The 13,889-nt window shown below is 34.2% G+C and carries 16 protein-coding genes, 2 pseudogenes and 1 other annotated feature; of the genes and pseudogenes, 5 read left to right on the top strand and 13 right to left on the bottom strand.

Features of this window, described 5'->3' with window-relative positions:
* Nucleotides 1–69: 69 nt before the first annotated feature.
* From tyrS to SAY88_RS09445, 3 genes and pseudogenes are all read right to left on the bottom strand, one after another.
* Nucleotides 70–1,313, bottom strand: a pseudogene (gene tyrS, locus SAY88_RS09455) (tyrosine--tRNA ligase).
* 47 nt (nucleotides 1,314–1,360) lie between these two features.
* Nucleotides 1,361–1,567, bottom strand: a binding site (T-box leader).
* A 17-nt stretch (nucleotides 1,568–1,584) separates the two neighbouring features.
* A complete protein-coding gene (locus tag SAY88_RS09450) occupies nucleotides 1,585–2,121 on the bottom strand; it encodes a MarR family winged helix-turn-helix transcriptional regulator (protein ID WP_332631319.1) in 537 nt (178 codons plus the stop codon).
* 179 nt (nucleotides 2,122–2,300) lie between these two features.
* Nucleotides 2,301–3,062 carry a MurR/RpiR family transcriptional regulator gene (locus SAY88_RS09445; protein ID WP_332631318.1) on the bottom strand — a complete coding sequence of 254 codons (762 nt, stop codon included), beginning with the start codon at nucleotides 3,060–3,062 and terminating at the stop codon, nucleotides 2,301–2,303.
* 213 nt (nucleotides 3,063–3,275) lie between these two features.
* Here SAY88_RS09445 and SAY88_RS09440 point away from each other — a divergent pair.
* A pseudogene (locus SAY88_RS09440) lies at nucleotides 3,276–4,604 on the top strand (6-phospho-beta-glucosidase).
* Between the two features lie 139 nt (nucleotides 4,605–4,743).
* On the opposite strand, the gene SAY88_RS09435 reads toward SAY88_RS09440, so the two are convergent.
* Entirely contained in the window at nucleotides 4,744–5,295 is a 552-nt protein-coding gene (locus SAY88_RS09435; RefSeq protein ID WP_332631316.1) for a hypothetical protein, read from the bottom strand.
* A gap of 628 nt (nucleotides 5,296–5,923) precedes the next feature.
* Between SAY88_RS09435 and SAY88_RS09430 the strand changes: the two genes are divergently transcribed.
* Nucleotides 5,924–6,457 (top strand): GNAT family N-acetyltransferase, encoded by a 534-nt coding sequence (locus tag SAY88_RS09430; RefSeq protein ID WP_332631314.1) that lies wholly within the window; start codon nucleotides 5,924–5,926, stop codon nucleotides 6,455–6,457.
* Between the two features lie 143 nt (nucleotides 6,458–6,600).
* On the top strand, nucleotides 6,601–6,789 hold the full coding sequence (locus SAY88_RS09425; protein WP_332631313.1) for a BshB3 potential contributor to bacillithiol synthesis: 189 nt from the start codon (nucleotides 6,601–6,603) through the stop codon (nucleotides 6,787–6,789).
* A gap of 59 nt (nucleotides 6,790–6,848) precedes the next feature.
* Here SAY88_RS09425 and SAY88_RS09420 read toward each other — a convergent pair whose 3' ends face one another.
* From SAY88_RS09420 to SAY88_RS09395, 5 genes are all read right to left on the bottom strand, one after another.
* A complete protein-coding gene (locus tag SAY88_RS09420; protein ID WP_336821704.1) occupies nucleotides 6,849–7,244 on the bottom strand; it encodes a sugar O-acetyltransferase in 396 nt (131 codons plus the stop codon).
* A 263-nt stretch (nucleotides 7,245–7,507) separates the two neighbouring features.
* Nucleotides 7,508–8,068 (bottom strand): sugar O-acetyltransferase, encoded by a 561-nt coding sequence (locus SAY88_RS09410; RefSeq protein WP_332631309.1) that lies wholly within the window; start codon nucleotides 8,066–8,068, stop codon nucleotides 7,508–7,510.
* A gap of 233 nt (nucleotides 8,069–8,301) precedes the next feature.
* Nucleotides 8,302–8,823: a GrpB family protein gene (locus SAY88_RS09405; protein ID WP_332631307.1), complete on the bottom strand. Its 522-nt coding sequence runs from the start codon at nucleotides 8,821–8,823 to the stop codon at nucleotides 8,302–8,304.
* 75 nt (nucleotides 8,824–8,898) lie between these two features.
* The gene (locus SAY88_RS09400) at nucleotides 8,899–9,438 is read right to left on the bottom strand and encodes a DUF7010 family protein (protein ID WP_332631305.1); all 540 of its coding nucleotides are present in this window, start codon (nucleotides 9,436–9,438) and stop codon (nucleotides 8,899–8,901) included.
* Between the two features lie 95 nt (nucleotides 9,439–9,533).
* The gene (locus tag SAY88_RS09395) at nucleotides 9,534–9,707 is read right to left on the bottom strand and encodes a Fe3+ hydroxamate ABC transporter substrate-binding protein (RefSeq protein ID WP_332631303.1); all 174 of its coding nucleotides are present in this window, start codon (nucleotides 9,705–9,707) and stop codon (nucleotides 9,534–9,536) included.
* Between the two features lie 328 nt (nucleotides 9,708–10,035).
* On the opposite strand from SAY88_RS09395, the gene SAY88_RS09390 reads away from it, so the two are divergent.
* Together SAY88_RS09390 and SAY88_RS09385 are read left to right on the top strand one after the other, a co-directional pair.
* Nucleotides 10,036–10,257: a hypothetical protein gene (locus SAY88_RS09390; RefSeq protein WP_332631301.1), complete on the top strand. Its 222-nt coding sequence runs from the start codon at nucleotides 10,036–10,038 to the stop codon at nucleotides 10,255–10,257.
* A gap of 326 nt (nucleotides 10,258–10,583) precedes the next feature.
* Nucleotides 10,584–11,537 (top strand): arsenic resistance protein, encoded by a 954-nt coding sequence (locus SAY88_RS09385; protein ID WP_332631299.1) that lies wholly within the window; start codon nucleotides 10,584–10,586, stop codon nucleotides 11,535–11,537.
* Nucleotides 11,538–11,606: 69 nt separating this feature from the next.
* Here the strand turns inward: SAY88_RS09385 and SAY88_RS09380 are convergent, their stop codons facing one another.
* The 4 genes from SAY88_RS09380 to SAY88_RS09365 form a co-directional block, all read right to left on the bottom strand.
* Complete coding sequence (locus SAY88_RS09380) at nucleotides 11,607–12,050, bottom strand: hypothetical protein (protein ID WP_332631297.1); 444 nt, start codon at nucleotides 12,048–12,050, stop codon at nucleotides 11,607–11,609.
* Nucleotides 12,051–12,165: 115 nt separating this feature from the next.
* Nucleotides 12,166–12,777: an FMN-binding negative transcriptional regulator gene (locus tag SAY88_RS09375; RefSeq protein WP_332631295.1), complete on the bottom strand. Its 612-nt coding sequence runs from the start codon at nucleotides 12,775–12,777 to the stop codon at nucleotides 12,166–12,168.
* Nucleotides 12,778–12,797: 20 nt separating this feature from the next.
* Nucleotides 12,798–13,313 carry a spermidine/spermine N(1)-acetyltransferase gene (gene paiA, locus SAY88_RS09370; protein ID WP_332631293.1) on the bottom strand — a complete coding sequence of 172 codons (516 nt, stop codon included), beginning with the start codon at nucleotides 13,311–13,313 and terminating at the stop codon, nucleotides 12,798–12,800.
* Between the two features lie 25 nt (nucleotides 13,314–13,338).
* Nucleotides 13,339–13,791, bottom strand: coding sequence for a MarR family winged helix-turn-helix transcriptional regulator (locus tag SAY88_RS09365; RefSeq protein ID WP_332631291.1), 453 nt, complete (start codon nucleotides 13,789–13,791; stop codon nucleotides 13,339–13,341).
* Between the last annotated feature and the right edge of the window lie 98 nt (nucleotides 13,792–13,889).

Raw genomic sequence — 13,889 nt, 5'->3', positions numbered from 1 at the left:
AAAAATACGTCCTGCTTTTGAGCTGCTATTAACTCTATCCGGTCCATTACCATTACCATTACCATCACATTACACTTTCACCTTCACAAACTTCCGCTTCCCAACTTGTACGACTAATCCATCAGTAAGAGATACACGTAATCCTGTAACTTCTATTTTTTCTCCATTTATTTTTACTCCCCTATTTTCAATCATTCGGCGAACTTCACTTTTTGAACGTAGCAAATCAAGCTCTACTAGAAAATCCAATACCGGGATTTCCTTAATGCCGCTCCATTCAACGACTGGCATCTCATCAGGAATTGCTCCTTTTTGGAAGACTGAGATAAATTGTTTTTCTGCTTTTTCTGCTGCTTCTGTTCCGTGGTACATTCGTACGATCGTTTTCCCAAGAAGCATTTTTGCATCTCGAGGATGCAGTTCCCCTGAATCCAGTTCTTTCTTGATGGTGTTAAGTTGTTCAGGAGAGAAGTCAGTAATTAACTCGAAGTATTTCTTCATTAAATTATCTGGAATCGACATCGCTTTTCCGTACACTTCTTGTGGACTTTCATCAATCCCGATGTAGTTTTTCTTTGATTTTGACATCTTTTCCACACCATCAAGTCCTTCTAATAACGGCATGAGGATAGCAATTTGTTTTTCTTTGCCAAACTTCTCTTGAAAATGTCTTCCCATCAGTACGTTGAAATGCTGATCCGTCCCACCAAGTTCAATATCACAGTCTAATACGACAGAATCGTATCCTTGCATCAATGGGTAGAAGAATTCATGTAGCGAAATGGGTTTGCCAAGAGCGATTCTTTCTTCAAAGTCATCCCTTTCCATTAATCTCGCAACTGTGATTTTGCCAGCTAATTGAATCACATCTTCAAAATTTAGTTTTGATAACCATTTTGAATTGTAATGAAGTTCAACTTTTTCCATATCAACCACTTTTCCAAACTGTTCGAAGTATGTTTTGGCATTGTACGTTACTTCTTCATCTGTTAATGGTTTTCTAGCGACGGATTTCCCTGTTGGATCTCCAATCTTTCCTGTAAAGTCCCCAATCAACAGTTGGATGATATGCCCATTCTCCTGAAACTTTCTCATTTTCTTTAAAACAACCGTATGACCAAGGTGCACATCTGGAGCTGATGGATCTAATCCTAATTTGATTTAATCGGTCGATTTTCCAGTACGGATTTTGCCACTTTTGTTTCCAACTCTTCCACTGGAATAATATGTTGTACACCTTGTGTGTAGATATCCATTTGTCTCTTTACTTCAGCTATTTGTGCTTCTGTTAGTTGTTTCATTACGTCGTTCATTTTCCATTCCTCCAAAAATAAATATAAAAAACCACATCCCTTAACATAAAAGGGACGTGGTTTTGCACGCGGTACCACCCTTGTTGAAGAATCATTTCTTCCACTTAACGAATAACGGCTCGTCCGTCTTTGCCTCCATGACAAAGAAAGCTCAGGGGATGTATTTCGTGTTATCTTTGTGTCGGTTCGCAGCAACCACCGACTCTCTGAAACAGGGAGATAACGACTACTTGGTTTCCCGTCTATACTTGTATGATATTCACTTATTAAGTCAAAACTGATTTTCTTTTATGACTTTCCTTAATAGTGCTGAGATGTTTTTTTGCTCATTAACAGAAAGGCTAGAAACAATTTCTACTTCACCTTTATGGAACAATGGATATAACTCTTCCATAATTCTTCTTCCTTTTTCAGTAATAATTACGTAGGTAATTCTTCGATCTCTGTTGTCTACTTTCCGATAACAGAGTTCTTTTCGTTCCAAGGTCTTCGTAATATTACTAACCGTTGCTTTCGTTACTCCAGCTGATTCTGCTAATTTTTTGGTTTCGATCGACTGTCCGATCCATAAATCATAAAGCAGCGAAAAGGACGTCCAAGATAAACCATACTCAGATAAAACCTCTCGTCCCATTTTATTTCTTAACCCCTGAGCAATTCGGTAGATGTTTGTTACAACCGCTATTGCATCCAAATTTAGTGAGTCCATTGGCAATTTCGTTAAGAGGTTAATTGTATCTTTCTCTTCAGGAAGTAACTCCCCCTCTTCATTAAATGAATGAATAGTAACTCCCCCTTTAATTTTCATAATCGTTAGCTATGAAACGATATTAGCAAAAAAATAAACTGATGCAACAAAGAGATTTCTAGAGTAGAATGATTGGCGTTTGTTATAACTGTTAACTTAGATCCTGTATGACGAATCACCTATGTGTTTTTAATAAGCAACTAAGCATTGGCCTTAACTTCTCCAATGCTTATTATTTTTTAATTACTTACCTTATAAACCTCACGAGCAATTGATTCCAAAATATAAACAACTGGTACTTGTGTCGTTATATCCGAATACTTAAATTGTGGTTCTGTTACAATCCCAAGCGAATTTTCAAATCGCTCTTCTGTTACATAATATGGAATATTTATATCAGATATTTTAGAAATCGTTGAGTGTTTGCTATTTGTGATACTAATGACTTCAATTCCCTGCCCTTTTAGTTGGTTAATATGCGTAATGATGGCAGGGGTTTCTCCTGATACAGATAAAGCAAGTACGACACTATCGGAAAGTAATTTTGCATGAATGGGAAAGTATGGATCTTTTATGTACATGGAGAATTTTCCTATGCTTGAAAAATATCTTGCCCCATATTCAGCCATAATACCTGAGCTCCCTGTTCCGATAAAGATGACATTATTCGCTTTTGCTAGTAAATAAGCTGCCTTCATAATCTGCTCTTCTATATTACCCTGTGAGATTCTCTCGAAAAAATCCATTAACGAATGTTCAATGTTTTTAATCGTAGTCTTTTTATTCTCTTTCAAATGTAACTTCAGTTTTGTTTTAAACTCTGAAAAACCGTCACAATTCATCTTCCTGCAAAAACGCAAAATGGTCGAAGTCGACACATGAGTTTCATCTGCTAGTTCACGAATTCGCATATACGCCACTTTATCTTCATTTTTCATAATATAGTTATACAAGGATGTTTCTAATTCATTTAATGATGCAATTATTTCAGCTGTAAACATGTATATCCCACCTCCAAGATCAACTAGATAGTACCCTCTTTTATGTCATATTACTATAACTACTTAAGGAAACATAGTGTTACATAGGTGAAACAAGTTCCTTTCCTTGTTATAAAACTCTAGATACTCTACATGTATTTACTCCCTTCCATTGTCTAGATAGAATCAACTTATAAAGTTTATTAAACAAATCCTTATGGAGGTGCTAGTAAAATGACAAAAGGAATTAAAATTGTAACGATTGGCGGAGGATCGAGTTATACACCTGAGTTAGTAGAAGGTTTTATTAAACGATATGATGAATTACCAGTAAGAGAATTATGGTTAGTAGATATAGAAGAAGGAAAAGAGAAATTAGAAATTGTTGGAAACTAAGCAAAACGTATGATTGAAAAAGCTGGTCTACCAATCGACGTGCATTTAACTCTCGATCGAAAAGCAGCTTTAAAAGATGCGGACTTTGTCACAACTCAATTTCGAGTAGGATTGTTAGATGCTCGTTCAAAAGATGAAAGAATTCCTTTAAAGTATGGAGTCCTTGGACAAGAAACAAATGGCCCGGGCGGATTATTCAAAGGCTTACGTACGATACCTGTAATATTAGATATTTGCAAAGATATAGAAGAGTTATGTCCTAATGGATGGTTAATTAACTTTACAAACCCTGCTGGTATGGTTGTTGAGGCCGTATTACGTTATTCGAATATCAAAAAAGTTGTAGGTCTATGTAATGTTCCAATTGGAATCGAAATGGGCGTAGCAAAATTATTAGATGTAGATCACTCCCGAATTCGAATTGACTTTGCTGGACTAAATCATATGGTATACGGCTTAGATGTCTACGTTGATGGAATCAGTGTAAAAGATAAGGTCATAGATCTATTAACAGATCTAGCAAATAGCAGCTTTGTGAAAAACATTGACGGATTAGGTTGGGAACCCGAGTTTATTCGCTCTTTAAATGTTCTAACTTGTCCATATCACATGTACTACTACAAAAAAGATCAAATGCTCGAAAAAGAACTAAAAAACTATGAAAACGGAGAAACACGTGCTGAAGTTGTACAAAAGCTGGAAAAAGAACTATTTGAGCTTTATAAAGATCCCGATCTAGCTATTAAACCACCACAGCTCGAGGAACGTGGAGGAGCGTATTATAGTGACGCAGCCGTTCGATTAATTTCTTCTATCTATAATGATAAGCGCGATATTCAACCAGTTAATACACAAAATAATGGGGCGATTACTGGCATTCCATCCGACTCGGCCGTAGAAGTGAGTTGTATGATTACAAAAGATGGTCCGAAACCAATTGTCGTAGGAGAACTACCTGTACAAGTTCAAGGGTTAGTACAGCAAATTAAATCATTTGAGAGAGTAGCAGCAGAAGCTGCCGTTATAGGAGATTACGAAAAAGCCATTCTTGCTTTAACGATCAATCCCCTAACTCCGTCTGATTCAATTGCCAAGGAAATTGTCAATGAGATGTTAGAAGCTCATAAAGAACATTTACCTCAGTTTTTTCAAAAAGTAGAAGCATAAACAACATCTGAATGCTAATCATGAAAGACCTATCCATATATGTACACTAGATCAACAAGGGACCGTCCGCCACTTCTTAAAGAAAGGGGGACCTGTCCTTGTACAGCGTCAGGTACTCATAAATGAAATGAATGGATTCCTATGCATTTTTCCATACACTTGCATATTTCTTTTGGTATTTACTATCTTCTTCTTTAGTTATTAAATCTAGGGCTTTTTGTTTAATATCTTCTTTCTTTACTTCATCGTATAAGTTTCTAAGACCTTGGATCATATCATATCGAATCAACGTATAATTCTTTTCCTCTACACAGTCGTTAAAACGAGTAGCAAAGTGGCTCATTACTAATCCAAGTTGTTCATCCCCAGCTAATCCTACTCTCCAGATCGATTGCAAGCTATGTCTTGCAGTGACAAACTTAGGATCTCTTGTCACCCCCCATATTGCTGGAAAATCCGTAAGCATTCGTTTTTCTGGATCACTTATCGCTAAATAAGAAAGAAATTGTACTGCTCGAGATCTTTTATGATGGTCGCGATCGGTTAGATCTTGTACTAGTTGATCCCAAACTTCATATGCCCAGTCAACTTCTTTTTCTGCTAGAGTTAATATATTCTTGTAAGCCTGATATTGAGTTTCTTTGTCTGTTGATTCTAAATCGGCAAAATACCTTTGAACTTGTTCTTCCATCTGATCATCTCCTATGTATAACGATAACTCATTTTACCATTTCCTTCTTCGCTGTTCTAAACATTCGTGAGCAATTTATAAGGCTTCCTTAACGACAACACTGATATTAAATCAATTGCTCGTTACCATAAGTGAATCCCTTCACATTTTTTTGTTAAAACTTTCTATCATACTAAAAAGAGAACTTTAATACATTAATGATGAACATTTCTTCTACATTCCTGTATTGTTTTGTCCTTCATCGGCTTTATGAAAGACTTTTCTCCTGCATTTTCACGTTGTTTTGTCCTTCATCAGCATTATGAAAGACTTTTTTCCAGCTTTTCCACCTTGTTTTGTACTTCATTAGTATTATAGCTTGTTCAACTAACTTTCGATTCTTCAAAAATTAAACAAGATTCCCCCTCTATTTGAAGGATTTCTGCCTACTTTGTTTAACAGGTAGTAAAATATTGAGATTGACCTTTACACCATCACTTTATAAAATAAAAATATACTAAAATGGAGATTTTTGTTTGTTTAACTTATGTTTAGAACTTGGTGCGTAAACCTTTCTTAATGACTAGTACATTAAGAGGTGCCATTTATAGGATAAAGAAACGTTTAACTAAAGAACAGGAGACTATAAATGGAAATTCTAATTAGACAAGAGCTCACTAAAGATTATCATATGACTGAAGAAATGGTTAAAAAAGTCTTTTCACATGAAGAATATAGCAATAAAAAAGAACACGTACTTGTAAATAAGATTAGAAAATCAGAAGCATTTATTCCTGAACTTTCATTAGTCGCATCAAATAAAGGCCACGACATAATAGGGCATATTCTATTATCTAAAATAAAAATCATAGACGCTGATGCCGCTGTCGATTCTTTGGCACTTGCTCCAGTTTCTGTTTTACCTAAGTATCAGAAAAAGGGAATTGGGAATCAGTTAATTCATGCTGCGTTAAAAAAAGCAAAGGAGCACGGGTTTCGTTCCGTTATTGTTTTAGGACATAAAGACTATTATCCCAAATTTGGTTTTAAACCAGCTAGCTTATGGAATATAATAGCTCCATTTGAGGTGCCTGATGACGTATTCATGGCTCTAGAATTAACTGATCATTCTCTTAAAAATGTGCATGGTATCGTTCAGTATACAAAAGCTTTTTCCGAGTAATGCTTGCTAAATGCTGAAATTTAAAGAAGCTCTCTCAGTTCTTATAAAAAAGTAGATGAGAAAATGGAGCAAAATAAAATGGTTTTATTTTAATTATTTTAACTGTAAGATAATTTATTAGAGAAGTTGCCAGGGGAGGACGTATGACTTTTTTAATTATATTAGTTGCAATTGTGTGTATCGCAGCTCTAGTCATTACATTATCACTGACAAGAGCTGAAGACTCCAACTATAGCAGTAATCGAAGTATCAATAATCAATTAATCATGTATCTTGCACTTATTCCCATTATCGCTGTGATTTTAGTGCTAGCGTGGGTGTTTGTTATGTAATACGTACAAAATGCAAAGAGCGGGTAAGAAATCCCTCCTGCTCTTTGCATCCATCAACCCTAAATACTTCTTAATATCTTCGCTGGATTTCCGGCTACAACCACATTAGCAGGGACATCCTTGGTAACAACAGAACCAGCAGCAACTACTGAATTCTCACCAATATCAACTCCAGCTAATATGACACAACTTCCCCCAATCCAGACATCGTTACCGATTTTAATGGGTATAGCATATCCACTTTTATTCCTGCCTGTAGATTCAAGTGAATGACCAGCAGTATAGATTCCAACATTAGGACCTAACATACAGCTGTCACCAATTCTTACCTCAGCCATATCTAAAATAGTACAATTATAGCCAGCGTAAAAGTCCTGACCAACATGAATGTTATAGCCTAAGTCGCAATGAAAATTATGCTCAATACTTGGGTTGTTGCCTACACTTCCAAACAAGTTTCTAATAATCTCTTCTCTCTTTCCATCTTCCTCAACTTCAACATGATTAAATTCTTTAATAAGTTTGTGTGCGCGAATGTTCTTTTTTTTAGTTCCCCTGTTCCTCGTTCATAATAAATTTTTTCTTTCCTATTACCTCCCATAGCTTCTCCCCCTATTTTAGTTTATTTTGGTTTTTGTTAAGGCTAAAGCACCCTTAGCAGAATAATGAAAGAACGCTGTTCCTTATTGAAACAGGCGCTCCCTTTAGTACATTAGCTTTACATTTCAATCTTTTTAATTACTTTGGCTGGATTACCACCTACTACAACATTATCTGGTACATCTTTAGTAACTACTGCACCTGATGCGATAACAACATTGTCTCCTACTGTTACTCCTGGATTTACGACTACACTTCCACCAATCCATACATTGTTTCCAAATGTAATCGGTTTTGCGTATTCTTTACCAGAATTACGTTCAGTTGGGTTTATGGGATGTGTCGCTGTATAGATTTGTACTCCAGGTGCAAGCATACAATTATCCCCAAACCGTACTTCGCAAACATCTAAAATCGTACAGTCAAAGTTCGCAAAGAAGTTTTCGCCTACATAGGTGTTATAGCCATAATCAAATCTAATGTTTGGCTCCATATACACGTTTTCTCCAGTTGAACCAAGTAATTCCTTTAATAATTTAGTCCGTTTTTCTCCTTCAGTTTCTAATGTTTGATTATAAATTCTAACTTTTCTTCTTGCTTCCTCACGTTCTTTTAGTAATACTGGGTCAGCAGGGTTGTACATTTCTCCAGCTAACATTTTTTCTTTTTCCGTTCTCATTACAAAGTCTCCCATCTAGGTTTATTAAACACTACTGTAATGATATCATTTGAATGATCGTTTACATAACAGCATTCCAGGCACTCGTACTCTACCTTATTCTCCTACTTTCTTAATAATAAAACTCTTTATCTCGTGAAGTAGTTCAACTCTTTTTTCTTACTTCCTTTAGTTCTTTGTACAATAATGAAAGAGCGCTGTTCCTCATTGACTCAAGCCTAACATTATCAGATTCATTTTTGATTTTCTTTATACCAGTCCAGTGCTTTTACTTCTATTTCTCTTACAAGACATTCCTTTCCATTTATATACGATTTAATATCATAGGGAAATTGCTGTGCCAATCTCTCTTTTAACTCACCATAACTCTTCTTTAAACCTGGATGTCTTTGCAAGTAATCTCGAAAAGCTAAATGTCGTTTTATTTCATAACTTCCAACCTGATAAATGTGAACGTGATGGGAGCGATTGTCTCCACCTTTTTGAAAGTACCTTCGTCCAAGTATTTCGTTCTCACCTTTGGGGTCATATCCGATGTCTCGCATCTCTTCATTATATTTTTCAACGATGTGAATGTCTTTAACAATAGGCATAATGTCGATTATTGGTTTGGCTTTTAAACCTGGAACAGAAGTACTACCAATGTGATGAATGGCTACAATTTCACTTCCGAAAATGAGATTCAGTTTTTCGGATTCTTCCGCAAACATTAAAGCCCATTTTTCATTGTATGAACATACTTCAACCTTTCTCAAAATCCCCCCCCTTTTCTTCATTTAAAATGCCTCTCAGTAAAATGCTATCTATTAACCATAGGTCCAAGATAGCCTTTAAGGTTTCCTCTTATAGTCTAAGATGAGCCAAAAAATCAAAAACAGAATAAGTACTATCATAGATAATGGGATTAACCATAAATCTTCTCCGTTTAAAAATAACCCCAAAAACATTATTACAATGGAGATTATTGGTGCCATTATATAAAAAGGTTTAGCATTATAAAACCACCCGTAAGGAAAAAAATGTGCCCCAGTTATTATTGCAAAAAATATGATAGCATCATTTGGAATTCTTGCTATCCCCCAAAAAAGGATAGGAAAGTAAATAATTTGAGCCAGATTGAGATATAAACCTAAATCACCTAATGGATTATTTTTAAGTCTCCAATCCGCCCGAATTAACGAAGAAATTCCAACCGATAATGGAAACATTAAACCTGTTGAAAATAACATATATATATTTTTTTGTTGTATTTCTATTGGTTGTAAAAATATTATTGTAATGATTGACCAAATCACAACAGCAGAAAATAAAAATCCAATTCCATTTTTGCCTTTTACAGATAGTTCATTTCTAATTTTTGTTAATTCCAATTTTTTCTCCCTACTTTCTATTATGCATTCTGCAATGTGTTGAATGAGACTTTTGACGGCTTAATGCGCTATCACATCCGTTAGATTAATTAGGTTTATTTTGATTGACTATTAAAACACTCCTCCCAAATAAATTTGCCTTCATTTCTTAAATTTGCCTTAATTTCAGTGAGGCCTTTTTGCTTTGGATAACGTATTTTCACAAGAACTACGTCATCCCCTTTTATTTCTTTTTCACAAAAAGTACAGCTTGGTTTACTCCATAACATTAAAAACTCCCTCCCAAAAAACCTTCTAACTACCTATACGTAAATCCTTTATTAAAAGTTTCTTAAACTACCCTGCACGCAAAAAACTTTACCCATCATTTATGACCGAACGCTTATTTTGGAAAGACATACCTTTATGTATTTTTTGTAATTATTATCCTAATAACTTCGACACTTTTGGTGAATACTTTAAGATGTTTTAATTAGATTTGATTATGGTGATCATGGATGATAAGAACCTTGGACGACTCCACGATCCACTACAACAGTTAGAGGAAGGCATGTGTCGTTGAGCCACATTGGATCTTTTCTATAAGGAGAGGACATAATGAAAGATATTACCAATAATATTCATATAGGTGAATTGATAGCTATTTCTAATGTTTTCGAATTAAATACTTATCGAATGCTAACCTTACTAGAAAAAGGTTTAATGGAAGTATTCGAAAATAAGGAAGCTTTTTATAAAAAATATGGAAAGAAGGAAACTTATCCCGAATTAGATTGGTGTGAGTTAAATAATGGAAAAATTTTCACTAAATTAAAATAGGTATGGAATAAAGCCTTAAAATAGTTGTCAATGACCGTAATAAATGACTATTGAAGTAAGGGCAATTCTTACCGAACCCTGGAATTTTCCCTTAGCTTGTTGGGTTTGTCTTAATAAATTATTGCTGTAGTTAAAACCATTCTATTTAGTATGGTTTTAAAAGACGAAGCTCCGTTTTCCATTTCATTATTTATACTTCAAGCGTGGAAAACCTATGAATCTGGTCTATTATTCGCACCGTTATTTCCATAAGCAAAACTTACTGTAATAAAACTATGGTAAAATTACATATGCATTAAATTATTTTTAGCCGGTTGTGTTATACAATGAACTTATTTGAAAAACTATATACTCTTATTATTTTCTTAGCTGTAATTACTGGTATAGGTATAGGGCAAGTAGAATTTATAAGAGCTAATGCTGAAAGCTTTATTGTTCCTTTATTAGTAGCGATGCTTTATATTATTTTCTTACAAATTCCTATTGAAGAAATAAAAAAAGCTTTTAAAAACATCAAGTTTACTTACACTTCAGTCATTATAAACTTTGTCTGGACACCTCTCCTAGCATGGCTACTGGCACTGGTATTTTTAGGTGATAACCCAGCATTGTATATTGGATTTATTATGCTTATGGTTACACCATGCACTGACTGGTATTTAATCTTTACAGGGATAGCAAAAGGAAATGTTGCGTTATCAACGGCAATCTTACCTTTAAACTTAATCTTACAAGTCATTATGCTACCTATTTATCTTCTTATTTTTGGTGGAACAACAGGAGTTAAAGAGCTTTCATTTCTAATGGAAAGTATTTTAATTGTTTTATTTATACCATTAGTTTTAGCTTTTCTAACAAAAATGTTTTTAAAAAATAAGCAGCAGTTAAGAGATAATCTTTTATCCAATCTCAGCGTATTACCGATTATTTTTCTAAGTCTTGCTATCGTTGCTATGTTTGCTTCACAAGGGCAATTATTGCTTGATAATTTAGATTTAATGTGGCAAATTACCATACCTATTCTGTTATTTTTTATTGTAAACTTCTTCGTTGGTCAGAAAATTGGACAGCTTATGAAATTCCCGAACTCCGACAAAACAAGTTTAAGCTTAACAACTTTAGCAAGAAATTCGCCAATCGCTTTAGCAATTGCTATGACCGCATTTCCAGACCAACCATTAATATCTTTGACATTAGTTATAGGACCATTATTGGAATTGCCTATTCTGGCTATCTTTACTCAACTTTTATTATTTATTTCTAAAAATAAAAGTACATAAAAACTAGCACACATCAATCTTATCTACTGATGTGTGCTATCATATTGATAGATAAAAAAGACTTGTTTTTTAATCTGCTTTATTTATCAGCTCAAATGATTCTTCAGAACCATTCCATTTAACAATTACAGGTATGGTTTCATCTTTGTTGATTTTAGCTCCAGTGCCTCCACCACTTGTTCTAAATGAAATATCATTAGGCCGTTGGTCAAACTCCCTGCTAACACTACTTCCTCCAGCTGATGTTTGATAAGAATAATCAAGATTTTTTATTGATTGCATTTCATCTAAAGAACCTTTAAATGTAAGTACAAATGTATCTTTTTTTTCATGTGAGTAGGTAGTTCTATTATTTTCTTCTCCCCATATCTCTGTTCCTTCATAAATGTACTCAGCTTCCCAATATTGTCCTTCTCCTGTAAATAAATAATCGTGCTTAATAACTTCCTCATCGGAACACGCAGAAAGCAACAGAGTTAATAATAATAGTGAAATCGGAACTAAACTTTTCATCTCCACATCCTCCTTCCAATAATTACTTTAACATACGAAAAGGAAACTGATGAATCTCCCCTCTTAAAAACTATTTTGTTTTCAATCATCGCTCTCGTTCGTAAATAACATGAAACTAATGCTTTTTTAGATTTGCCTTCATTAATGAAGAAATCTGTTGCTCATCAGTATTTGAAATTTGTTCTAGTTGATTAATTACTAGCTCTTGTCGCTTTAATGAATGGTTTTGACTTAGTTTAGCTTTTCCTTCTATCTTATTGATTTTTATTTTGAAACCTTGAACTCCTTTGTTCATGCCAGCGAGGAACTCAGGATCCACATCTCTCAAACTGTATGAACTGTCAGGAGTTTCATATTTCACTACCAATTCATGTAAGGAATCCATTAACTCATTTTCATCCTCTAAAAGCTCGACTTCTCCGTAAACATGAACGGTTACATAATTCCAAGTTGGTACTGCTTTATTCGTCTCATACCAGGATGGGGAGATATAACAATGAGGACCGTGGAAAACAGCTAGAACGGTTTGATTTTCGATATCTTTCCACTGAGGATTTGGACGAGCATAGTGTCCATATAAGTATGTATTCTCCTTATTCAAAAGTAACGGTAAATGAGTTGCAAAAGGCATTCCATTATGCTCTGAAAAAAGAGTCGCAAAACTAAATTCTTTCATAATCTCGTAATTCATTGTTTCTGTGGCTTTAAAATATGAGGGAATATACATAAGAATACCTTCCAAAAAAGTTATTTGAGTGTATTGGTCAAAATAAAGTCCACTTGTTCTTCATCACCCATATAAAAAGAGTGGGCTCCAGTTTGAACAAACCCCATTTTTTTATAAAAAGCAATAGCATTTTCATTTTTTTCCCATACGCCTAACCAAACTTTCTTTTTATTACGTTCCACCGCAATTTTCATAGCTTTATCTAGCAGATATTTACCAAGCCCATGTTTTTGAAATTTGTTCTTTATATAAATCCTTTCAATTTCAAGTGATTCATCACCCATTTCTTCAGACTGAGCGTCATTGGTATTAACCTTTAAATAACCAGCAACCTCTCTATTAAAATAAACAAAAAAGAATTGCGAGAAAAGGTTGGATAATTCATTATCCAATTGTTTAGAATTAAATGCTTTTTCCAGATAGGCTTTCATATTTTCAGGTGAATTTTGATCTTTAAATGTTTCATTGAATGTTTCAATACTTATTTCTTGGAGTATTTGTAAATCTTCACGGTTGCACTTTTTTATTTCAGTCATCTTCGTACATCGCCCCTTTCAATAATCAATAATTTCTCTTGTTTCCCTTTTTTACAAATTCCCAGTCTTTCTCTATATTTTTTCTTACTCTTTGAAGAAGATCGAAAATGGCTTCCACTTCTCTTTCGGAAAATCCCTTTAATGCAACGGTATTGGAATAATCATTTTCTCTTTTTATAAAAGGAAAAACATGTTTTCCTTTCTCTGTTGGGAAAAGTTTTTTGATTTTTTTGTTATGTTTATCTTCTTTCTTTTCAATAAAGCCAAACATTTCAAGTTTTTTTATAGCACGCGCTGCTGTTGTTCGATCTACTTTTATCATCTCAGCTAACTTTTCTTGAATGATTCCTGGGTTTTCACATATCCGTACAAGATACAAATACTGCCCCTTTGTTAAGTCATATTCTTTAAATTCTATATTACTTATAGAATCTAATGCCCTTGCTATCATTCCAATTTCACGAAGAATTTCCTTCATAATTACCTCCTCAGCATAGATTTATGTTGCAAATGCAACATAGATGCCACATGTTAAATTTAACCTTTTATTGTTGTATTTACAACAATAAAACAATA

The sequence above is a fragment of the Halalkalibacter flavus genome, from assembly GCF_036663575.1.
GTDB lineage: Bacteria > Bacillota > Bacilli > Bacillales > Bacillaceae_D > Halalkalibacter > Halalkalibacter flavus.
The sequence above is the reverse complement of the archived record's forward strand: the minus strand, read 5'-3'. Positions and strand labels throughout refer to the sequence as shown.

Bases quoted from the DNA above. Each gene is read 5' to 3' on its own strand.
- SAY88_RS09450 (WP_332631319.1), bottom strand. From the start codon at position 2,121: ATGAAAATTAAAGGGGGAGTTACTATTCATTCATTTAATGAAGAGGGG.
- SAY88_RS09445 (WP_332631318.1), bottom strand. From the start codon at position 3,062: ATGTTTACAGCTGAAATAATTGCATCATTAAATGAATTAGAAACATCC.
- SAY88_RS09435 (WP_332631316.1), bottom strand. From the start codon at position 5,295: ATGGAAGAACAAGTTCAAAGGTATTTTGCCGATTTAGAATCAACAGAC.
- SAY88_RS09430 (WP_332631314.1), top strand. From the start codon at position 5,924: ATGGAAATTCTAATTAGACAAGAGCTCACTAAAGATTATCATATGACT.
- SAY88_RS09425 (WP_332631313.1), top strand. From the start codon at position 6,601: ATGACTTTTTTAATTATATTAGTTGCAATTGTGTGTATCGCAGCTCTA.
- SAY88_RS09410 (WP_332631309.1), bottom strand. From the start codon at position 8,068: ATGAGAACGGAAAAAGAAAAAATGTTAGCTGGAGAAATGTACAACCCT.
- SAY88_RS09395 (WP_332631303.1), bottom strand. From the start codon at position 9,707: ATGTTATGGAGTAAACCAAGCTGTACTTTTTGTGAAAAAGAAATAAAA.
- SAY88_RS09390 (WP_332631301.1), top strand. From the start codon at position 10,036: ATGAAAGATATTACCAATAATATTCATATAGGTGAATTGATAGCTATT.
- SAY88_RS09385 (WP_332631299.1), top strand. From the start codon at position 10,584: ATGAACTTATTTGAAAAACTATATACTCTTATTATTTTCTTAGCTGTA.
- SAY88_RS09380 (WP_332631297.1), bottom strand. From the start codon at position 12,050: ATGAAAAGTTTAGTTCCGATTTCACTATTATTATTAACTCTGTTGCTT.
- SAY88_RS09375 (WP_332631295.1), bottom strand. From the start codon at position 12,777: ATGTATATTCCCTCATATTTTAAAGCCACAGAAACAATGAATTACGAG.
- paiA (WP_332631293.1), bottom strand. From the start codon at position 13,313: ATGACTGAAATAAAAAAGTGCAACCGTGAAGATTTACAAATACTCCAA.
- SAY88_RS09365 (WP_332631291.1), bottom strand. From the start codon at position 13,791: ATGAAGGAAATTCTTCGTGAAATTGGAATGATAGCAAGGGCATTAGAT.